18 protein-coding genes are annotated in these 22297 nt (G+C 56.9%); 9 read left to right on the forward strand and 9 right to left on the reverse strand.

Going from position 1 to position 22297, the window contains the following annotated elements:
* Both AAAB35_RS11280 and AAAB35_RS11285 read right to left on the reverse strand, forming a co-directional pair.
* On the reverse strand, positions 1-92 hold a 92-nt coding region (locus AAAB35_RS11280), incomplete at its 3' end, for an ABC transporter (RefSeq protein WP_340668399.1).
* A 210-nt stretch (positions 93-302) separates the two neighbouring features.
* Complete coding sequence (locus AAAB35_RS11285) at positions 303-881, reverse strand: L,D-transpeptidase (protein ID WP_340668377.1); 579 nt, start codon at positions 879-881, stop codon at positions 303-305.
* Positions 882-1085: 204 nt separating this feature from the next.
* Here AAAB35_RS11285 and AAAB35_RS11290 point away from each other — a divergent pair, with 204 nt between their 5' ends.
* Positions 1086-1592, forward strand: coding sequence for a protein tyrosine phosphatase (locus tag AAAB35_RS11290; RefSeq protein ID WP_340668378.1), 507 nt, complete (start codon positions 1086-1088; stop codon positions 1590-1592).
* 90 nt (positions 1593-1682) lie between these two features.
* Here AAAB35_RS11290 and AAAB35_RS11295 read toward each other — a convergent pair whose 3' ends face one another.
* The 3 genes from AAAB35_RS11295 to AAAB35_RS11305 form a co-directional block, all read right to left on the reverse strand.
* The gene (locus AAAB35_RS11295) at positions 1683-2078 is read right to left on the reverse strand and encodes a hypothetical protein (protein ID WP_340668379.1); all 396 of its coding nucleotides are present in this window, start codon (positions 2076-2078) and stop codon (positions 1683-1685) included.
* Between the two features lie 105 nt (positions 2079-2183).
* Positions 2184-3581, reverse strand: a complete 1398-nt coding sequence (locus AAAB35_RS11300; protein ID WP_340668380.1) for a PAS domain S-box protein — start codon at positions 3579-3581, stop codon at positions 2184-2186.
* A gap of 658 nt (positions 3582-4239) precedes the next feature.
* Positions 4240-6429 (reverse strand): PAS domain-containing sensor histidine kinase, encoded by a 2190-nt coding sequence (locus AAAB35_RS11305; protein WP_340668381.1) that lies wholly within the window; start codon positions 6427-6429, stop codon positions 4240-4242.
* Positions 6430-6596: 167 nt separating this feature from the next.
* Here AAAB35_RS11305 and AAAB35_RS11310 point away from each other — a divergent pair, with 167 nt between their 5' ends.
* Complete coding sequence (locus AAAB35_RS11310; RefSeq protein ID WP_340668382.1) at positions 6597-7094, forward strand: peptide deformylase; 498 nt, start codon at positions 6597-6599, stop codon at positions 7092-7094.
* Positions 7095-7104: 10 nt separating this feature from the next.
* Here AAAB35_RS11310 and AAAB35_RS11315 read toward each other — a convergent pair whose 3' ends face one another.
* Complete coding sequence (locus tag AAAB35_RS11315) at positions 7105-7596, reverse strand: cupin domain-containing protein (RefSeq protein ID WP_340668383.1); 492 nt, start codon at positions 7594-7596, stop codon at positions 7105-7107.
* A 174-nt stretch (positions 7597-7770) separates the two neighbouring features.
* On the opposite strand from AAAB35_RS11315, the gene AAAB35_RS11320 reads away from it, so the two are divergent.
* On the forward strand, positions 7771-9165 hold the full coding sequence (locus AAAB35_RS11320) for a diguanylate cyclase (RefSeq protein WP_340668384.1): 1395 nt from the start codon (positions 7771-7773) through the stop codon (positions 9163-9165).
* On the opposite strand, the gene AAAB35_RS11325 is transcribed toward AAAB35_RS11320, so the two are convergent.
* Complete coding sequence (locus AAAB35_RS11325; protein WP_340668385.1) at positions 9162-10175, reverse strand: substrate-binding domain-containing protein; 1014 nt, start codon at positions 10173-10175, stop codon at positions 9162-9164. The genes AAAB35_RS11320 and AAAB35_RS11325 overlap by 4 nt on opposite strands.
* 194 nt (positions 10176-10369) lie before the next feature.
* Between AAAB35_RS11325 and AAAB35_RS11330 the strand changes: the two genes are divergently transcribed.
* From AAAB35_RS11330 to AAAB35_RS11350, 5 genes are all read left to right on the forward strand, one after another.
* Positions 10370-11398, forward strand: coding sequence for an ABC transporter substrate-binding protein (locus AAAB35_RS11330; RefSeq protein WP_340668386.1), 1029 nt, complete (start codon positions 10370-10372; stop codon positions 11396-11398).
* 89 nt (positions 11399-11487) lie between these two features.
* Positions 11488-13707 (forward strand): iron ABC transporter permease, encoded by a 2220-nt coding sequence (locus tag AAAB35_RS11335; RefSeq protein ID WP_340668387.1) that lies wholly within the window; start codon positions 11488-11490, stop codon positions 13705-13707.
* Complete coding sequence (locus AAAB35_RS11340; protein ID WP_340668388.1) at positions 13704-14762, forward strand: ABC transporter ATP-binding protein; 1059 nt, start codon at positions 13704-13706, stop codon at positions 14760-14762. The genes AAAB35_RS11335 and AAAB35_RS11340 overlap by 4 nt, the downstream gene beginning before the upstream one ends.
* 22 nt (positions 14763-14784) lie before the next feature.
* Complete coding sequence (locus AAAB35_RS11345; RefSeq protein ID WP_340668389.1) at positions 14785-15585, forward strand: inositol monophosphatase family protein; 801 nt, start codon at positions 14785-14787, stop codon at positions 15583-15585.
* Positions 15586-15882: 297 nt separating this feature from the next.
* Positions 15883-17703, forward strand: coding sequence for a thioesterase family protein (locus AAAB35_RS11350; RefSeq protein ID WP_340668390.1), 1821 nt, complete (start codon positions 15883-15885; stop codon positions 17701-17703).
* 45 nt (positions 17704-17748) lie between these two features.
* Here the strand turns inward: AAAB35_RS11350 and AAAB35_RS11355 are convergent, their stop codons facing one another.
* Positions 17749-20088, reverse strand: a complete 2340-nt coding sequence (locus AAAB35_RS11355) for an EAL domain-containing protein (RefSeq protein WP_340668391.1) — start codon at positions 20086-20088, stop codon at positions 17749-17751.
* A 434-nt stretch (positions 20089-20522) separates the two neighbouring features.
* Positions 20523-20825 (reverse strand): helix-turn-helix domain-containing protein, encoded by a 303-nt coding sequence (locus AAAB35_RS11360; protein WP_340668392.1) that lies wholly within the window; start codon positions 20823-20825, stop codon positions 20523-20525.
* Positions 20826-20920: 95 nt separating this feature from the next.
* On the opposite strand from AAAB35_RS11360, the gene AAAB35_RS11365 reads away from it, so the two are divergent.
* A complete protein-coding gene (locus tag AAAB35_RS11365; RefSeq protein ID WP_340668393.1) occupies positions 20921-22018 on the forward strand; it encodes an NADH:flavin oxidoreductase/NADH oxidase in 1098 nt (365 codons plus the stop codon).
* Positions 22019-22297 lie beyond the last annotated feature (279 nt).

The following is a 22297-nucleotide window of genomic DNA, read 5'->3' on the forward strand; positions in this document are numbered from 1 at the left end:
GGCGGCGGGGCTTTTCCCTTACCGATTGACCCGCAGGCACTTAAACTGACGACCGTCATCACGGCAACAACACCGATCAGAATTCTCTTCATCTGACAATCCTTTCTCCTCAAAGGCGAGTAGGCCAACGAAGGTATGCTACCATAAATAGTAATGAACGCTAGGGTAAGGTACCGGAATCACAGACGTAGTGTCCGATTTGCCACATCAGGGTTAATTTGCCGATTGTCGACACAAAGCAGCCGGTCAGCAAAACGCGGTGACCCCGCCATAGCCAAATGCAAGTGCCTCATTGTAACGTTCTAGACTATCAACACCGGAGTGCCCAGGGGCGTCGTATTGTAAAGGTACTCGACGTCCTCGTTGGTCAACCGTATGCAGCCATTTGAAACCGCCTGACCGATCAACCATGGTTCGTTTGTGCCGTGCAAGCGAAACAGAGTGTCCTTGCCGTTCTGGTAGAGATAGAGAGCACGCGCGCCGAGCGGGTTTTCCGGTCCGCCGGGAACACCGCCTGCATATTGTGCAAGTCGCGGTTTGCGTTGAATCATGCTCGCCGTCGGCGTCCACGAGGGCCACTCTTCTTTGCGGCCAACCTCTGCCCTGCCTTTGAGCGTGAGCCCCTCCTGGCCGACGGCAATACCGTAGCGTGTCGCCGATCCGTCGCCTTCAACGGCGTATAGGTAACGCTCATCCGTATTGACGACGAGCGTCCCCGGCGCTTCGCTTCCCGAATACTGCACACGCTGCCGACGCAGGCGAGGATTTAAATACGATCCGCCTCCTCCTGGGTAGGCGAAAGAAATGGGTGTACAACCCGCAGTCATCAGAGCCAGGCCGGACATTAACAGTCCCCGGCGAGCAATCTTCACATCGTTCATGTCCACCTGCTTCGATAGGAGTCGACGCCTATTGCGCCCACAACTTAGCATTCCAGAAATTGCCGGCCAAGTCACGCTGGTTGTACACCGCACGGCTTGCCCGGAATTGCGTTTCCCGGCTGCAGGCACCTATTGTTGAAAAGCTGTCACAATTTTGCAGCATTATGGCGGGGGCTGCGTGCCATGTTTTAGGGGAGGTGAGGAATGACCGACAAGGTTTTTCATGTGCTGTTCCTGTCGCACCGCGATTCGGTGAGGGGCGTCATCGCTGAGGCGGTGCTCAATCTTTTGGGCGAGCCGCATTTCGTGGCTTACAGCGCGGGGACGGAACCTGACAGCGAGATCAACCCGGAGACTCACGAACTTCTCGAACAAACGGGCTTTCCAGTGGAAGGACTGCGTCCAAAGCATTACCGCGAGTTCGGACTGGAAGGCGCGCGTGAACTTGATTTCGTCTTTACTTTGCATGACGGGGCCCATGGCGAGCCGATGCCCGAGTGGCCCGGCGTGCCGGTGACAGCACATTGGGAATGCTCGGATCCGCTCCAGACGGAGGGTCAACCATGGGAGCGCAAACAGGCTTTCAGCCGAACCATGGCAGAGCTTGATCGCCGCTTGAAAATCTTCGTCAACCTTCCGCTCGCATCCCTGGATCGGCTAAGCATCCAGCATCACGTCGACGAGATCGGCAAATCCGTCGGGCCAGCCTGAAGCAATCCGGCTGCGTCAGCAGTTTAGACTGCCATCAAAGAATCCATAGTTCCGCTGTCGCAACAGAGAGTTGTCTCCGGGTTGAGTATGTCAGGCGCGGGCTTGGTGGACCGCGACGCTCTCGCGTGAGAACAGCACCACAGCGAAGATTAGGATGCCGAGAAACGTGATGATCGAGCCTATGCCGACGAGCGGCTCAAGCTGCATGTTGCCACGCTCCATGAAATAAAGGGAGGGCAGCATCACAATGAGGCCAAGCATGTAAACGCCATAGTGGACGAACGCCAGTCGCTTGGTCGCCTTGAGCGGATTGAGGGCATAATATCCGCCGAATATGGCACTTGTGACCCAGCCAAGGAGGTTGATATGCGCATGGGCTGCGATCGCCGTGTGGTTGCCCGACATCCCCATTTGTAGGCCAGCTGAAACACCAATCAGCAACCAAATGACGGCGGATCTGAAGAAAAGCTGAGAAATATTTGGCATTGCGGTTCCCCTCGATTTTTGTTTGGGGAGGATACACGCGTCCACAACCTCTTTCCAGCGCGCCGCCCTAATCAAAAGTAGCGAGGTGGAGCGACCTGGGTGAGGTCAAACGGAAGTGGCCCGGATGTTTTCCATCGGAGCGCGCACAGTCCAGACAATGCGATTGGCCGATTGTTCGAGCATGCCTTCGCCGCCCAGCGACAATGGCGTTATCCGTTCCAGCACCGTTTTACCAAAGCCGCGATTGCGACCGAGCCTGACCGGCGGGCCTCCCGCCTCGGTCCAGGCAAGATAGAATGTCTTGCCCTCATCGCCCACGAACCAATCGACATTTATCTCGCCGCTTTCCGAAGAGAAGACGCCGTACTTTGCAGAATTCGTGGCCAATTCATGGAATGCAATCCCGAGATATTGGACAGCGTTGGGCTGCAACACCATCGACGGGCCGGTCATGGTGAGTCGATTTTCGTCACCGAACGGCTTGACCTGTTCGAGCAAAAGATCGGAGAGCGTGGCTCCGCGCCAGGTCGCGTGAACCAGCAAATCATGAGATCTGGCAAGCGCCATGATGCGTTCGCGAATCTGCTGCTCGAATTCGGTGATGTCCTTTGTCCGGCTGCTGGTTTCTCGGATCATCGAAAGAATGACGGCGTACTGGTTCTTGACGCGGTGATTGACTTCCCGCATCAGCATGAGGATCCGCTCTTCGCTTTCTTTCTTGTCGGTGATATCGCGTGCGATTTTCGAAGCACCGACAACGCGGCCCGAAGCGTTCTTAACGGGTGAGACGGTCAATGAGACATTGATGCGGGTGCCGTCCTTGCGCTGCCTGATGGTTTCATAGTGATCGATCCGCACACCCTGGCGAATGCGTTCAACAATGCTCGGCTCTTCATGCAAACGGTCCGGTGGAATGACCGTCGTGATCGAATGGCCGATCATCTCTTCGTCGGTGTAGCCAAATATCCGCTCGGCACCTTTATTCCAGGTCGTAACGATCCCGGCAAGGTCTTTGCTGACGATGGCGTCGTCCGAGGATTCGACGATTGCCGCGAGCCGCTGTGCGGTTTCCTCGTCGCGTCTTTGATCGCTTATATCGTGCAGCACGTTCAGTGCACCGACAATTTCACCTTGCTTGTTACGCAGAAGCACAGGGAACGGCATAAAGGTAAAACGGCTTCCATCCGGTCTTTCTGCGATGGCATCCGTTCCGCGCGCCTCGCGCTCGTCCCGCAAGGTAACTGCCATCGGGCACTCCTCGTGCGGCATGGGTGTTCCATCCGGCCAGTAGAGGCGCAAAGATCCACACCAGCGATCCTTGCCGATATCAGGCATGTGGCCCCAAAGTTCCGCCGCCGCCTTGTTGTAGAAGGTGATGATGCCCGTCTTGTCGGTGGTATAAACGGCTACGGGCAGATCCATGATGATCGAATCCCGGATGGAGTTGTCCATGTCATGCAGTGCTTCGAGCGAAGGTGCAAAATTGCTCTGTGGGATGTCCACGATTTCCCCAATTCAACAACATTATATATCCCGCCGCGGAACGTCCCCGCTTGTGGACGAAGTTCCGCTTAATCGCGCAGACTAAACTATCTATGATCGTATTGGTTCCATCAATGATATCGATCAAAACTGTGTAGTCCTGACCCTAGCCCGGATCTTAGCGACAATGATTGAGATTGAGGACCATATGCCAACGGGCCGGGCTTCCCGAGGGAAACCCAGCCCGTATCAAAATCGCATACGCAACCGCTTTGCGCCGCCTGGTTCCGTTAACCAGATGTCATCCGGATATCAAATTGCAAAGACGACAGCTGCAACTGCCAGTGCGCCAAACAAACAGATCGAGCATGTCATCCAATTGGAGATATCGCCGTTTTCCTTCGTATGCCGCAACATCATCGCCTGTATCCTCCTGAGCAAAACCGGATAAACCGGCCCGTTCTCAAAAATCACGAACAACCGCCGCTGATTTTGGCTTCCAGCTTGTATTCCAAATTGTCGTGATCATAACTGACGCCGGCACGGCAGAAGGCTTAATTCCGTCATTCCGGTCTCAGCGTAGCGGATTATAGCGCTTTCAATGTAGCTGTTCAATTTGTGTTGCGAGGGCGCTCATCACATTTTGATAGCGGATGAAAAGAATCCGACAACAGCCATCTCAAGCTGCAGCAGCATCGACAAGACGCGGAAATACCATACGAATGAGGGCGCCGCGACCGCCGTGGAAACTCGCGGGCGCGTCGAGCATTTCGAGGTGTCCACCATGGTCCTCGACGATCTTCTTGACGATCGCAAGCCCGAGGCCGGTCCCCTTTTCACGGGTCGTCACATAGGGTTCGAGCAGCTGGTGCCGATTCTCAGTTGGTAGTCCCTTGCCGTTGTCAAGAACCTCGACAGTGATCGAAGCTCCCGCACTCTTTGCCCGCACGAGAATATAACCAGTGTCAACTGCCCCGGAGAGCAAAGCCGCCTCGATGGACTCGGACGCGTTCTTTATGATGTTGCCGAATGCCTGGCCAAGCAGGCGGCTGTCGAAATTTCCGACCAGGGGCTCGTCGTCGATGTCGTGCTCGAATTTGATCTGATTATTGCTGATCTCAACCAGGAACGACGCGTCGCGGAGCACATTACGAATATCCGTTGCCGCCAGTTGCGGCTTGGGCATGCGTGCGAATTCCGAGAACTCGTCGACCATTCGACCGATATCGCCGACCTGGCGGATGATCGTTTCGGTGCATTGGTCAAAGACTGCACGATCCTCGACAATCACCTTGCCATAGCGCCGGCGAATGCGTTCGGCAGAAAGCTGAATTGGCGTCAGCGGATTCTTGATCTCATGTGCGATCCGGCGGGCAACATCCGCCCAGGCAGATGAGCGATGGGCAGCGACGAGATCGGTGATATCGTCGACTGTCACCACGTAGGAGGTGTTCTTGGTATCTGCATCTTCGCGCGTGATCTGAACGTTCAGGGAACGTGCGACACCGCTGCGGGTAATACTGATCTGCTTGCGACTCGATGACCGGCCGTTCTCGCGCGCCGCCTCGAACACTGCGCCGATTTCCGGGAGGATCTGAACAAGGCTCTGGCCCATTGCCTGCGATGCGTCGACCGCCAACATCTGTTCGGCCGGACGGTTGAGACCGGCTATGATCCCTTCGCTATTGACGCTGATGACCCCTGCCGTGACGCCCGACAACACGGCTTCGGTGAAGCGCCGACGCTCGTCGATCTCGTCCTTGGCGGAAATCAGGTCGCTGTGCTGCGTTTTCAGCTGTTCAACCATCTTGTTGAATGTATGCGACAGAGAGCCGATATCGCCGTCCGATCCGCGCACAGGGACGGACACGTCGAAATTTCCGGTCGCGACGTCTTCGGCTGCGCCGATTAGCTGGCGGATCGGCAAGACGACGCGGTTGGCAACGGCAATGCCACTCCAGACGGCGGTCAGGAGCAGCAGCAGGGTGAGTTCGATGTAGAGCAGTGCGTAGGCGATCTGGGTCGTGGAGCGATTGCTCGCAAGCGCCTGATATTCAGTGTTGTTATCGGTCATCACCCGCATATTGTCGAGAGCGGAGCGATCGACTGCACGAATGGTGTAGAGATAGAGATCCGGCAGGGCTTGTGTCTTGATGACAGCGCCAACGAGGTTGGTATCGCCCGGTGGTATCAGAACCGGCTTGTCACCCGCAGCGCTTCGCAATGCCTCCAACGGAACGTCGGGCAGGGAGTGGTCGCTGATGAGGTTGGCCGAGACGACAACCTCACCATTCGCCTTGACCAGGGATGCGCCGAGCAGGTTGTTGCGGCCGGCATCATACGTGAGCCAGTCAGAAAAGGCGCCCCGGTCAAGACTGTAGAGCATCCGGCGCTGGTCGAGATCGATCACCATGGAAAGCGTCGTCGTCAGGAGGCTTTGCGCATTGTCCTCGGTGTAGGACTGCGCCGCCTTGATGGACATGTCGATGATCTGGTTATTCTCGGTGTTGATCCAGGAATCCATCCGCTGATCGAGGACGATAAGCGAGAAGCAGGCGACGATGATCGATGGAATCGAGGCGATCAAGGCGAAGATCATCGCGACATTGGTATGCAGGTCGTTGTGCTTGGCCTTGCTCTTGAAGAGAAAGAGCTTCTTCAGCGTCGCATAGGAGAGGTAGATCAGGACGAGTAAAGATACCGCATTGGCAGCGATGATGAGCTGTGTCGTCTGCTTCGTGGGTGAAATATTGGTTATGCCCATCATGACGAAAAACGACACAATCGTCGTCGCAAGGACGAGGAGCGTCATGATCAACGCTCCTTTCGGAAGGACCTGCGGCTTGGTTATCGTCTTGCTGGCGGGCATCCAATCGCCTCGTTGGGCCTTCCCCGGTAAGTTCGGTTACGGCCTCATGGTTTCTCTGTCGATTATCGGTAGCAGCGTCGCTTGTAAAGCTTGCTTCCTGTGCACCGATTGAGGCAACAGGATGGACGTGCCGCCTCGTTGCGGGGCAAGTGCATTGGAGCCTGTTCATGTCTATTCGGCCAATTTTGACATTTCCCCATCCAGGTCTGCGCAGGCCGGCCGAGCGCGTCACCGATTTTGGCGAGGCAATGCAAAAGTTGGCTCAGGATCTTCTGGCGACAATGCGTGATGCGCCGGGAATTGGCATAACGGCGCCACATATTGGCGTTCCGCTGCGCCTGGTCGTGATCGAGATAGAACCCGCCGCGCCAAGGTTCTGCGTCAACCCGGAAGTCGAGTGGTCATCCAGCGATCTTGTCCGGCGAGAGGAGGGCAGCGTTTCGATGCCCGGTGTTTCCGACGAGGTCGAGCGGCCCGCTTCGATTCGCCTGCGCTATCAGGATATGTCCGGCACCGTACTGAACGAAGAGGCGAGTGGGCTCCTCGCAACCTGCCTGCAACACGAGATTGATCAGCTGGACGGTATTTTCTGGATTTTCCGCTTGTCGAGGCTGAAACGTGAGCGTCTCGTAAAGCGATTTGAAAAACTGAAGCGGCTGGGTTGATCCCGCGTGTTCAGCGATGGATGGGATCTATCCAGGGTACTCCTTCGGGCTTCTCCACCGGGTCTATATCGAGATTGACGACAATCGGCTCCTGGCCAGATCGGACCACCACGCACTCCAGAGTCTCATCTGCATTTGCGTTGATCTCCTGATGCGGCACATAGGGCGGCACGAATATGAAATCGCCGGGCCCGGCCTCGGCGACATATTCCAGCTTCTCGCCCCAACGCATGCGTGCGCGGCCCTTGACCACATAGATGATGCTTTCGAGGTCGCCGTGATGATGTGCGCCGGTCTTGGCATTGGCGTGGATGACGACGGTTCCGGCCCAGATTTTCTCGGCGCCGGCACGGGCGCGATCAATGGCCGTCGCGCGGTTCATTCCGGGTGTCTGCGCGGTGTTGGGGTCGAGTGAATCTCCGGGAATGACCTTGACGCCATGCTCGCGCCAGTCGATCGGGTGATTGTGATCGGTTTCGTCGTGGACGTGATCCGCTGACATGACTCCCCCCTCCGCCTCAGTGGGCAGCTTAATCGTCTTCGCCGCTCCATACCAGCCGAAGCTTGGCCACAATTAATTAACCTAGGCGCGCAGTATTTGCCTTGACGGTTCGGCTGTCCGCTCGCCAAGGTAGGTGCCGCTGCGGTCGATCTCGCAGTTGTCGGATACCGGGTGATGCCAATCAGCAAATCGCGAAACGCACCATTTGACAAAAGCGATGAACGCGGAAGCGACCGCCTGCTCCAGATAGAGGCGGTTTATGACAAGGTTCCCGTCGGACTTTGCTACGTCAATCGCCACGGTCTTTTCGTTTCGACCAACGATCAGTTTTCCCGGATTTTCGGCATTGCGACGGAAAACGCTGTCGGCCGGCTTGTGGAAGACGTTGTTCCAAACCACGCAGCGCTACTGCGCGACAATATCAAAACTGCGCTGGCCGGCGAACCTGCTTCCGACGCGCAGATCGAAATTTCCGGTGAATTGTACATGGTGGCAGCGGCGGCCGTCACGAATGATCTTGGCGAGTTTGCCGGTATTTCGGTTGCCTACACCAACATCACCAACCTCAATGACGTGGCGCAGAAGCTGCAACAGGTCGAACTGCGAACCTCCTACGCCCTCGAAAGCGCCGGCCAATGGATATGGGATCTGAATATTGCGACGATGCGAGTGTGGCGCTCACCGCAATATCGCGCGCTGCTCGGTCTTGATCCAGCTGGCGTAGAGAACGAAAGTGTTGCCTGGGATATCGTTCATCCGGACGACAAGGGGCGGGCGATTGAGGCGTTGGATGATGTCGTCAGCGGACGCAAGCCGCGCTTCGAGGCAACGTACCGCGTTTCGCGCCCGGATGGCGGCCTCACCTGGATATTGAGCAGGGGCAAAGTCGTGGAATATGGGCCAGACGGCTCCCCACTCCGGCTCTTGGCAACGAGCGTCGATATCACTGCACAGAAACGGATCGAGGAAGAACTTTCCACAACAGTCCGGCAGCGCATGGAATTGGAGCAGAAACTGCTCGAAGCGAACCGCAAGCTTCGCAATCAGTCCGAGCGCGACCACCTGACCAACCTTCCGAATCGGCGCAAGTTCAACCATTTGTTGAAACGTGCCTTCCTCCGCGCCATCGAGAACGCTGAACAATTGGCCGTTCTCATGGTCGATATCGATCACTTCAAGGCCTATAACGATTTCTACGGACATCTTGCCGGGGACAAATGTCTCGTTCAGGTCGGGCGCGCACTGAACAAAGTGGTAAAGCAGAGCGGCGGTTCTGTGGCGCGCTTCGGCGGCGAGGAGTTCGCCGCCCTTATTTCTGGACGAGCCCTCGAGCCCGCAGCGGAAATCGCCGCTGCGATGCTCGATGCCGTTTCAGCCATGGGACTCGAACATGGTGCGAGTCCCACGGGCAGGATTTCAGTCAGCATTGGCATGGCGATGGTCGATCCGGCGGGGAGCGCGGTGCACCTTGGGCCGGAGGAATTGCTCAACCTTGCCGATGGTGCGCTTTACGAGTCCAAACGCCATGGTCGCGCGCGGCTGACCATCGCCGGCACGTTCAATAACTAGCCTGTCCTCTGTACGCCACGGATCGTTTTGCGCCAGATCAGCGGCGCGTGGAGACGGACGGGCCGCTTGCCACCGGCTTCCTCGCTATTAACGAGCCATGCGATGCTGCTCTTGACAATCTCATCTACGGGTTGTGTGAATGTCGTCAGTGCATAGGACGACCACCCCGACTGCTCGATATCGTCAAAGCCGATAACGCAAAGATCTTCAGGGATGCGCAGACCAAATTCGTGGCGCGCGGCATCCATCAAGCCACAGGCCATGAGATCATTGACACAGAATACGGCGTCGGGAGGTTGAAGACCTGAAAATAGTGTCTGGGCAACGGTTCGTCCGCTCTCATAGACGGTATTGCCGTGACGTGCGACGGTCACATTGAGGCCGAATTCGCCAGCAGCCGCTACGAAGCCATGTTCGCGCGCCATCAGGCTTGGGGTCCCGACGGCGGAGTTGGCAAAGGCCAATCGGCGGCAGCCTGCCCGCAAGAAGGCGCTAACGGCCACCCGTGCGGCATGACCATCATCGAGATTGATACGGAATGGCCCCTCGATATCATCGTCGCGATTGATCAGGACAATGCGTTGGCCACTATCGAGACAGAGTCTGGTGATCGCCTTGTCCGGCAGCCCCGACAAGAGAATTGAGGCGTCGGCGCGATAGTGAAGCGTTTGGCGTAACGCTGTGTCCACGGCCCCGTCCGAAGGGTCAGTGTTGATCAGCATCGAGACCTTGCCGGCCCGCTGCAATTCGTGGGTGAGGGCGCGCACGAGCCGGGCACGATAGGGCGTATCCATCTCGGATACGACGAGACAGACGATCCCACTTTCGCTGCGCATCAGGCCGCGCGCCAACTGGTTGACGTGGTAACCGAGAGCTTGCGCTGCCTCCATGACACGCTGACGCGTTTCTTCGGAGACACTGGCTCCGGGCGTAAATGTGCGGGAGACCGCTGAGCGGGAAACTCCCGCTCGCTGTGCCACATCACCAGCGCTGACGAATGTCTTGTTCAAGCAGCGTACCCGCATTTCATTTTCGGCGCACTTTGCACGCGTTTGCGAGAAATCTCAATCTATCTGAATTTGAATGTCTGAACGGGCAAAATTAACGAGCCGGCTTGACAGATTGATCCCGCTCGTGAAAGTTTTGCACACGCTTGCAAAGATGGCGTACGGCATGGAGGTGCCGCTTTTTAGGGAGGAAAGATATGCGTTCTGTATTCGCCATTGCTGCCGCATTTGCTGTTGGCCTGCAAGTCATGCCAACCGAAGTGCGTGCCGCAGACAATCTCAATCTGATTTGTTCTGCCGACGTCGTTATCTGCGAATTGATGAAGGGCATGTTCGAGAAGGAAACGGGCATCCAGGTCAACATGGTGCGCCTGTCCTCGGGCGAGACATATGCGAAAATCAGAGCAGAAGCGCGCAATCCCAAGACCGACATATGGTGGGCAGGAACGGGCGATCCGCATCTGCAGGCTGCTTCCGAAGGGCTGACGATGGAATACAAGTCGCCCATGCTCGATCAATTGCAGGATTGGGCGAAGAAACAGGCGGAAAGCTCCGGATACAGAACTGTTGGAGTCTATGCCGGCGCGCTCGGCTGGGGCTACAATACCGACATCGTCGCGAAGAAGGGTCTGAAGGAGGCGAAGTGCTGGTCGGATCTCATCGATCCGGCCTACAAGGGCGAAATTCAGATCGCCAATCCGAACTCGTCCGGCACCGCCTACACGGCCCTCGCGTCTCTGGTGCAGATCATGGGCGAGGATCAGGCCTTCGACTATCTGAAGAAACTCAATGCCAACGTCTCGCAGTACACGAAATCGGGGTCCGCTCCGGTCAAGGCTGCGGCGCGCGGCGAGACGGCGCTCGGCGTCGTCTTCATGCACGATGCAGTCGCCCAGATAGCGGAGGGTTTCCCGGTCAAGGCGGTGGCGCCATGTGAGGGTACCGGCTACGAAATCGGCTCTATGTCGATCATCAAGGGCGCACGAAACGTTGACGCGGCCAAGAAATGGTATGATTGGGCGCTGACAGCAGATGTGCAGTCGCACATGAAGGATGCCAAGTCTTTCCAATTGCCCTCCAACAAGTCCGCAACGGTTCCACCCGAAGCACCGAAGTTCGAAGACATCAAGCTCATCGATTATGACTTCAAGACCTATGGTGACCCGGCGAAGCGCAAGGAATTGCTGGATCGCTGGGACAAGGAGATCGGCGCGAGCGCGAATTGATCGTTCTCTGTACCGCCCGCCATATGTCCGGTCGAGTGCCGGACATATGGTCCATAGAAGCATAGGTCTGACATGAAGCGGATGGCGTGATGGAGCGTAGCGACCGGAGATTGAACATTGCTCTCGGCATCGGGCTCGCAGGGCTCATCCTTGTGCCTTGGTACAAGATTGAGAACGGGTTCTTTGGCTTTGGTTGGCTCGCAAACTTCCCAACGGGTTCTGTTGAAGCGCCCGGGCTCCTGCAGGCGGTCGAATACGGTCGCTGGAACCTCGCGCTGATCGCGCTGATCTTTGGTCTCGGCCTCCTGGCCAGAACCTCCAGGGTCTCGATGCTCCGTTCGAGCCTTCTTGTTGCCGCGGGCAGCGCCGGCCTCCTGTTCCTCATCTGGCAAGGTCTTGCGATCGGCTTCACCGGTTGGACCTGGACACTCAGCGAGACGCTGTTCGGTCCCCTAGCGGACGGTCAGCCGTCCATGGGCGCCGGCGCGGGGTTGATGGCATTGGCTTTCGTCCTTCTCTTCGCCTTCGGTCTTGCCGAACGCGGCGTACTTCGCGGCGATGCCTTCGTCGTTGCCTCGATTGCACTTCTCGTTTTCCTCGTCGTTATTTTCGTGTTCTATCCGGTTGGCAGCATGTTTGTCGGCGCTTTCCAAAGTTTCGACGGGTCATTCGATCCGTCCGGCTTTGTCCGTAACATCCAGGATCCGTCGATCTGGAGCCTTGATTGCCTCTTGGGCGGCAATCGATGCGGCGTCGCCTGGCGAACCTTCTTCCTGGCAATCATGACGGCAACTGGCTCGACTTTGCTTGGGCTGTGCTTCGCACTTGTTGCGACGCGCACCCGCTTTCCCTTCAAGAAGTCACTCCGGATGCTGACCATCCTGCCGATCATCACGCCGCCTTTCGTCATTGGCCTGGCGCTCATCCTCCTGTTTGGGCGCGCCGGCGTCGTGACCCAGCAAATCTCGAATGTCTTCGGCGTGGAGCCGGGTCGCTGGCTCTACGGCCTGACCGGCATTTGGATCGCGCAGGTGCTTTCCTTCACCCCGATTTCCTTCCTCGTCCTCATCGGGGTTGTTGAAGGGGTCAGTCCCTCGATGGAAGAAGCATCGCAGACCTTGCGCGCCAATCGCTGGCGGACATTCTGGCGGATATCGCTGCCCTTGATGAAGCCCGGCCTCGCCAATGCATTCCTGATCGGATTCATCGAGAGCATGGCCGATTTCGGTAATCCGCTTGTCCTTGGCGGCAGCCACGGCGTGCTGTCGACGGAAATCTTCTTCGCCGTTGTCGGCTCGCAGAATGATCCCTCGCGCGCCGCTGTCCTTGCGATCATCCTTCTCATCTTCACGCTTTCGGCCTTCTTGGCGCAGCGTCTCTGGCTCGCGGGCAAGAGCTTCGCCACGGTTACCGGCAAGGCCGACTCCGGAGCGCACATTGCGTTGCCGCGCTCGCTGTCAATCGGCGTTCATGCCATCGTCATTCCGTGGGCGCTTTTTACGCTCGTTGTCTACGGCATGATCCTTTTTGGCGGATTTGTCCGAACCTGGGGTCTCGACAATACCTTGACCTTCGAACACTACCGGCACGCCTTCTCGTTTGCCTTCGAGAATGGAGCTATTGCCTGGACTGGCGTTGCCTGGAACTCGTTCTGGACCACAATGGAGATTGCGCTGATTTCCGCGCCGCTTACCGCTGCAGTTGGCTTGCTCACCGCTTATCTGATTGTTCGGCAGCGCTTTGTCGGACGCGGCGTTTTCGAATTCGCGCTGATGATGAGCTTTGCCATTCCGGGAACCGTTATCGGTATTAGTTACGTCATGGCCTACAACCTGCCGCCGCTCGAGATGACGGGTACCGCCCTGATCCTGATTGCCTGCTTCGTATTCCGCAATATGCCGGTCGGCGTGCGCGGGGGCGTAGCGGCGATGAGTCAACTCGACAAAAGTCTTGACGAGGCGTCGCTGACGTTACGGGCGACAAGCTTCCGCACGATCCGCAAGGTTATTCTGCCCTTGCTTCGACCTGCAATCGTTGCCGCGCTGGTCTATTCCTTCGTCCGGGCCATCACCTCGATAAGCGCCGTCATCTTCCTTGTGAGCGCGCAGTATAATATGGCGACATCCTATATCGTTGGATTGGTCGAGAATGGCGAATACGGCGTTGCGGTTGCCTATTCCTCGATGCTCATCGTCGTGATGATAATTGTCATCTCCTGTTTCCAGTTCCTCGTGGGCGAACGCAGATTGCGGCGAGAAAATCGTATCGCAACCACCTTCGTCGCACCCCAAGAAAAGGCCGCATCATGACCAACCGCACCGGCTCAGTCGTATTCACAAACGTGAAGAAGCAGTTTGGAACCTTCACGGCCATCCACGACCTGTCGCTGGACATCGAGCCAGGCACTCTCGTGACGCTGCTTGGTCCTTCAGGTTGCGGCAAGACGACGACGCTCCGCATGCTTGCAGGTCTCGAGCATCCAACGTCGGGGCGCATTCTCATCGGCGGCAAGGACGTAACCATGCTTCCCGCCAATGAACGTGACGTATCCATGGTATTTCAGTCCTACGCATTGTTCCCGCACATGTCGGTGCTGGAGAATGTCGCTTACGGCCTCGAATCGTCCGGGATGAAGAAAAACGAGGCACGCCAACGGGCGGAAGAGGGGCTCAAGCAAGTCGGCCTCGCCGGCTACGGCCAGCGGCTGCCTGCCGAACTATCAGGGGGCCAGCAGCAGCGTGTCGCCGTCGCCCGCGCCCTGGTTTTGGAGCCTCAGGTGCTCTTGCTCGATGAACCACTCTCCAATCTCGATGCGCGGCTTCGCCGCCGCGTGCGAACGGAAATTCGCGAGCTTCAGCAAAGGCTCGGCTTTACGGCGGTCTACGTGACCCACGATCAGGAAGAAGCACTTGCAGTTTCCGATCGCATCATCGTCATGCAGGACGGCGTCATTGCGCAGCAGGGAACGCCGCGCGAACTTTATGAGGCCCCGGCGTCTTCGTTCATCGCCGACTTCATAGGCGAGGCGAATGTCGTGCCGTGTGAGGTGCTGGGCAACGACGGCGCGCAGGCGATAATCCGGGTCGGCAGGCTGGAGCACAAGGTGCCGGCGCGCAGCGCACGCCCCGGCCCGGCCAAGATTGCCGTCAGACCGAACGCCATTACCCTTGAAGCGGCGGATGATGCAGCATTTCCAGGAAGCATCCGCCATGCGGCCTATCTCGGCGATCACGTCGAATACGAAGTGGAGACTGCGGCGGGGACGCTTTTTGTCGTGGATCCCGCAATCGACAGAAATCTTGCACCGGCAACGAATGTGAGCGTCGGTTTTCACCATCGCGGCATCGCAATTATTAACAACTGATCGCTCGTATCGAGGAAGAGACATGATATCGCATACTCAAGCGGACCTTGAGGCTCGCTTTACCCTTGCCAAGAAAATGGCGGTCGTGGCCGGGGCAAAGGCCCTGGCGTATTTCAATGCACGCGAAAGGCTTGTGGTCGAGACCAAGGCTGATCCGCATGATGTCGTTTCGATTGCCGATCGCGAAGTGGAAGAATTCATACGCCAGGAGATTGCTGCGGCGTTTCCAGATGATGCCATCCTTGGGGAGGAACACGGTCTGAGTGCCGGAGCCTCCGGTTTCACCTGGGTGGTCGATCCGATCGATGGAACCAGTCCATTCGTCAACGGTATGCCTACCTGGTGCGTCTCGATTGCGGTCCTTGATGGGGAAAAGATTGCAATCGGTGTCATCCACGTGCCGTGCAATGACGAACTCTATGCGGCCGCAGACGGTCTTGGCGCCACGCTCAACGGAAAGCCGTTAAAGCTGGGGTCGGACCGAACCATTCGTAACGCTGTGACGGGTATTGGCGCCAACAGGCATGTTGCCCCAGCAACGCTGGCGGGCATCGTGGAGAGGCTGCTTGGCGCGGGAGGAAACTTCATTCGCAACGGTTCCGGCGCGCTGATGCTCGCCTACGTCGCGGCCGGGCGGCTCGTCGGCTATTACGAGCCCTACATGCATGCGTGGGATTGCATGGCCGGCTACTGCCTCGTCAGGGAGGCGGGGGGCTGGCACTACCCGTTTCCGGTTGAAGGCGAGGCGTTGACCAAGGGATCACCTGTTCTCGCCGCCGCGGATGGCGCCGTGAGCGACCTTCGGGCGATTGCCGGGATATGAATGGCTGGTTCACGCAAACAGCTCTGCGAAGCGATCCCCTCTCCATTTCATCGCTGCACCGGGGACCCATACGCCAATAGCACGCAGATGGATTTGCAACGATTTTGACACTAATCAACCCTATGCTTCCGGCGGTCGACATTATCGCCGGGTGGCTGACATTGCTGTGTCGTTGAACGAGATGAAAATTCAAGCTCTAACGCAAGCACATTGAGCACATCATTGACTTATCCGAGCGAATATCATCGACTAATGTGTGAAGCTGTTGAGTAGCGTATCTTTTAAAGCTGGATAGTCATGACCGTCGTGCGGAATCTTTTGTGGGCGCCAACAATTGGCTTGTCTTGGCTATGGGGTCTAGGCTTCTTTTATTCGATTCACGTCACGCTGACCTATGGCTGGCTTGGGTTCTTCGGCTTCGCCATCGCCAATGTTGCCGGTCTTTGGCTGTTTGGCTTTATTCTTGGGCGTACCAAGCGCTCGCCCGACCAGATCATCAAGGACATCGAGGGTCGTTACGCCGGCGTTTTCCTGCTGTTCCAGATGGCTGCGCTGGTTGTCACGATTTTCGGTTTCGTGGCCTATCTCTGGCAGCCGATCGTTGGGGAGGGGGCGTCAATCGGCGTTGCCATGCTGCTCCTGTTCGCCTGTGCCATCGGTCATGCCCTTACGTTGCAGCAAATCAAGCTTCTGCACATCGTCTATACGGTGATCGGCGTCTCGGCCGGCATTGTTCTTCTGCTTGGCCTGCGCGAAACGTCGACCTATCCAGGCGTGCCGCTTGCTCAGTTCGACGGTCGCTTCTACGGCCTCATCATGCCAACGATCATCGGCTTCCTGCTTGGACCTTGGCTCGATATCCAGCATTGGCAGCGCGCGGTCACGATCAAGCGCGAAGGCGGCAATGTCGGCCTTGCCTATGGTGTCGGTGCCCTGATTTTTTTTGGCTTTCTCTATCTCAATGCGCTGACGGCCTCGGCCGTCGGCCCGATCGGCAGCATTCTTTCGATTGACGGCCTTCCAAGTGCCCAGGGCGCGGTTTCGGCGGCTACAGTCCTTGCTGCCGAAAATGGCCAGTCCTACCTGGCGATTGCCTTTGTGATCTGGACGACGATCGCTCTTGCCTCGACCGTCGACAGTTTCTACTGCGCCACCTCATGGTTTCTGAAGGGCAAGAACATGCGCAGCAACAGCCCGCTGCTCGCATTGATCCCCGATGGCATAGCCTCTTCGCCCTTGTGGCTGCTCATCGGCGCGGTGTGGGTTGCGTTTACGGCTGTACCTGCAAACTTCTCCCTCATGTATTTCATGATGCCGTTTGCCACGCTTTTCGTAAGCGCGTCGGCCAATCTTGCCTGCGAGGCTCTGGGGGCAAAGCCGAAGTACGATCCGGTCTTGAGCTTTTTGATCGGTTGCGGATCGGCGGTCATCTTTGTGATCGGTTATATCCAGCCGATACCGGAATTCCTGGTCATCTCGCCGCTCATTGGCTTGATTGGCGCGCTTCCTGTCATCATCGAGGTGTTTGGCCCTGCATCGAAAGCTATACCTGTCGAGATCGTCGATCAGCCTATCCGTATAATGTCGCCTTCACCAATGGCGCCTATAAGCCAGGGTGACGAGATTTCTCCATCGCACGGATTTGACGGCGAATGGTTCGTCATGCAGCTCATACCGACTTACGACGACACGAACTCGGTAGGGAACGTCTATTTCGCGAATTATGTGCGCTGGGTCGGCAAGGCACGCGAATTGTTCTTCAATGTTTGTATGCCTGATTTCGACTTGGCGACAACGCGCTTCTATATTTTGACGCGCTCATTCACCCATGACTATCGGCGCGAATCGAAGGAATTCGAACAGATCAGCGTGCGGATCAAGATTGCCAGGCACAACCGCAAGTTCGTCACGCTTGAGCATGAGATTCATAGCGCCACGCAAGGCTTGCTCGGCCATGGCGAGCAGTCACTGATGTTTGTCGATCGGGAAAATTACAGTCCGCTGGATATTCCGGGGGAAGTAATCAAAGGGTTCCTCGCCTACTGGCCGAAGGATTCTCGCCTGTCGCCGAACCACCGACCCAACATTTCGGACGTCAAGGCGAAGCGCCAGGCCTGACAATCTCGATGATAGCCCGGAGGGCTGCCCTATTCAGTGGGTCGCTCAGCTTGCGACCTGGTAGCGCTCGCTATCAAACGCCAAAAGCTCGAACGTTTTCTCGACGGGCTCGGCGGGGCTGAAGAGGAAACCCTGCACTTGATCGCAACCCTCCTTCTGGAGGCAGGCCAGCTGCTCGCGCGTTTCAACGCCCTCGGCGGTGATCTTCATGCCCATGCTGGCGCCAAGGCCCATCACAGCGCGAATAATCGCAAGGCTTCCACGATTGTGCGGCAGGTCCCGGACGAACGACTGATCGATCTTGATCTTGTCGAAAGGCATCTTGCGCAGATAGCTCAAGCTCGAATAACCCGTGCCGAAATCGTCGAGCGCAATGCTTACGCCCATGGCACGGAACTGCCGCAGCAAGGAGATTGCCGCGACATTGGCTTCGAGGAAAACCGATTCCGTAATCTCGAGTTCGAGACGGTTTGGCTTGAGGTGGTTCTTGGTCAAGGCGTCGCGAACGATCGAGGCGAGATCGGAATGGCGAAACTGTATCGCCGAAATGTTGACGGCAACATGAATATCCTGCGGCCAGCCGGCAGCGATGCGGCATGCTTCCTGGATGATCCATTCGCCGAGCGGGATGATATTGCCAGATTCTTCGGCGATCGGGATGAAGATCGTCGGCGAGATGAAGCCGTGCACCGGATGCTTCCAGCGCAAGAGGGTTTCGAAGCCGACGGTCTTCAGGGTCTGAGCCGAAACGATCGGTTGGAAATGCAGGATGAATTCCTGCCGCGCCAAGGCGCCGCGCAAATCCATTGCCAGAGCGCGTTTGGCCTCGATGCGAGCATCCATCTCTACCTCATAAAAGCGATAGCTGTTACGGCCCTCGTTCTTGGTGCGATAGAGCGCGAGGTCGGCGCAGCGCATGATGTCGTTGACGCTATCGGTCGGAGCAATGGCGATCCCGATACTGATGTGGATGTTGATCTGTATGCCGTCGATCCAGAATGGCTGAGAGATGTTCTGGACCAGTTGCTCGGCAAGTTCGGTCGCGGCCGCCTGATCCGCGCCACGCGCGAGCAGGGCAAATTCGTCGCCGGAAAGACGGGCCACGGTGTAGGTCGTAGGCGAAGTGCCGCGCAGTCGGTCCGCCACCTGCTTGAGCAATTGGTCGCCAATCCCATGGCCAAAACTGTCATTCACCGTCTTGAACTCATCAAGATCGATGCAGAACACGGCAAAACTGCGCAACCCCTTTTCAAGGTCCTTGGTCGCCTGGCCGAGTTGATCAGTAAACAGGGTGCGGTTGGGAAGATCGGTCAGGACATCATAGCGGGCGAGATAGGAAAGCTGGTCGTCGGACTGTTTGGCAGCCGTCACGTCGGAGCCGACACCGCGATAGCCGACAAACTTGCCGGCGTTGTCGAATATGGCTTTGCCGGTGAGTGACCACCATCGCGTCTCGCCGCGAATATTGACGGGAAGAATATGGTTGCGGAATGTCGTGCGGTTTTCGATGGCCTGCCAGATGGAACCGACCTGCATTGCCTCTTCGGCATGCGTCTGATCGACCTTGAACAGTTGCGCGAAGGGCATGCCCTGCAATTCCTTTGTCGTCTTGGCGGCAATTTGTGCAAGGCGTGGGGACGTGTGCTGCAATTTGAGGTCGGCGTCGGTTTCCCAGATCCAGTCGCTGGCATTTTCTTCGAAATCGTAAAGCAGGAGGCTGATGACTTCCTTCTGCTGTTCGACCTTGATCTGATCCAAAGTGCGCATGACGATCAGATTGCTCATATGCACGATCGTGAACAGAATGAAGAGCGCGTAGAACGCCAATAGAATGGCAATGAAGAGAAAGAAATCCTCGCCGGTTGAGGCGAGGGCAAAGAACGATCCTGTGATGATCGTGCCGGAATAGGCGATCGCCGCCAGCGGTACGACGGCAACGCCGATACCGGTGGCCATCAGGCCCGCCGCGGTGCAGGCGATCAAAAGCCTGTGGTAGGGATCGGCATCGAGGAACAGCATGAGCGGTATGCTGGCAAGGCAAATTCCATAGAGGGCCGAGACGATGATCAGGTACTTGATGGCATCAAAGCCGAGTTCTCTGACCTTCGGCATCTTGTACCATTGCATGCAAGCAACGAGCGAACCGACGGTGAGTAACGCCACCACGGTGGCAACACCGGCGAGATAAGGGCGGGGTCCGAGATTCCAGAACACAAAGGCGACGACGAACACCACGCACATCGCGACAAGGACAGTGAATGGCGCCAGTCGCAATGCGACGTCCATCTGCTCGGCATAAACGCGACGTTTGACCGCCGGGTTTATGGCGCCGCGCATACCGAAAATTGATCGGATCGCGTCAACTGTGTGGAACTTGGACGACACGCAAAGCCCTCAAATACGTGAGTTCGTAATTCCCCATGTTAGATTTTTTACGTTCGGCATTCGTTAATGTACTTAGCATTTTTTTTAATAGTTACCAATGTCTTTATCGGGGGATAGTACATTTTTATTAAGTTGAGTTTTTCAAGACGCCAAGTTTGAAATATGCCTCTCGGGTTAGAAGAAGTATCATTTCATACAAATAAAGAATATAATAAAATATCGGCAGTATATCTTGCTGTAATTCTTCATAATCGTGAATTTTTATTTGTCATCTGCGTCTCACGCTCGGATACACCTCGATACGAAAGTAACGCAACCGGACATAGTCCCAAACGTGTATTTAATTAACCATCGACCATCCAGGTGTCGATGGAGGTCAAGCCCGCAAAGTCCTGATCAATGAACGACCTTTGTTCACGGCGATATCGATTTGTTCAGCAAGGTGCGGAGAGAATGGCTGCAAGCAGCCCTGGAAATGCAGTGTCGAGGTCGTCCCGGCGCAGTGTATTCATGTGCGATGTTCCATCGTTACGCGTGTGCACGATGCCGGATTCCCGTAGCACGCGGAAATGATGAGACATGCTGGATTTGGGGCGTCCGCCGTCGAGAGCCGCACATGACGCTTCACCGTCGCGTGCGAGTTGGCGCACGATCGACAACCGCACAGGATCACTCAAGGCATAAAGGACGGACTCGACCTGGATTTCGGAAACGGGCGGATGACGGAACTGTCTCATAGCACAGAACTACCACAAAATCTTGTGTATTGCTATTGTTCGAATATTATCGAACTATCAAAACATTCTCGCAAGCCAAATTGGAGCATCGATATATGGCATCGCTTTTTGATCCGTTCACCCTCAAGGATGTGACTTTACGCAATCGCATCGCCGCTTCTCCCATGTGCCAGTATTCCGCCCATGACGGTGTGGTCAACGATTGGCACCGCATCCATCTCGGGTCGCTGGCGCGCGGTGGCGCCGGTCTCGTCGTCGTAGAGGCAACTGGCGTATCGCCGGAGGGCCGCATTACTCCCAATTGCCTTGGCCTGTGGAATGATGAACAGGCTGCGGCGCTTGCGCCGAATGTGCAGCTCATCAAGGACGCCGGCGCTGTCCCGGGAATTCAGATCGGCCACGCTGGACGCAAGGCGAGTGCGAACCGGCCCTGGGAGGGGGATGACCATATTCCCGCCAATGATCCGCGCGGCTGGGAAACGATCGCGCCATCGGCGATCGCCTATGGCGGAGGTCTCAGCAAGGTTCCGCACGAGATGTCCAAGGCGGATATCGAACGAGTCAAGCAAGCCTTCGTCGATAGCGCGAGGCGCGCTCTTGCCAGCGGTTTCGAATGGCTGGTGTTGCACTTTGCCCACGGGTACCTCGCGCAAAGCTTCCTTTCCAAACATTCCAACCAGCGCACCGATCAATACGGCGGCAGCTTCGAAAACCGCAGCCGCTTTCTGCTTGAGACACTGCAGGCTGTTCGCGCCGTGTGGCCGGAAAATCTGCCGCTAGCCGCGCGGCTCGGCGTTATCGAATTTGATGGTAATGACGAGGAAACGCTGGGCGAAGCAATTGAACTGATCAAGCGGATGAAGGCCGAAGGGCTCGATTTCATCGATGTTAGCATTGGCTTTTCTCTCGGCAAGGCGAATATTCCTTGGGGCCCGGCATTCCTCGGCCCAGTCGCAGCGCGTGTCCGGCGCGAAACCAATCTTCCGGCGTCGACCTCTTGGTACATCAGTACGCCGGAACAGGCTGAAGGATTGGTGCGTGACGGATCGGTCGATCTCGTCATGCTGGCCCGACCACTGCTCGCCGACCCGCACTGGCCCTATAAGGCGGCTACGGAACTCGGCGTGGAGAAGCCTGCCTGGGTTCTTCCTGCCCCCTATGCCCACTGGCTCAATCGCTATCGCGCCGCTTAGGCACCGACGCGTATCCCCAGGGTGGCCGGAAATTTCTGCCTATGCGCGAAGCTTCCGGCATCAGGATCGGGCTGCCGCGATGTGTCTGGTTGTTTTTAGAATGCAATTCCTGAAAGCGGCCGAAATATGAAACACGCTTCGTGTCGCCGGTAGCGCAGTTTGCCTATTGTGGGCGGCACGGGCAGTTGTCAGCCCGCTCGTTCGTCTCGTCCCATTCCCTCAACCTGAAATGTTCATGCCTGTGGTCAAGGTCTATCGAAAATTGCAGATGCTCTGTAT

Origin of the sequence: Phyllobacterium sp. (genome assembly GCF_037994425.1) — a bacterium.
Lineage (GTDB): Bacteria > Pseudomonadota > Alphaproteobacteria > Rhizobiales > Rhizobiaceae > Phyllobacterium.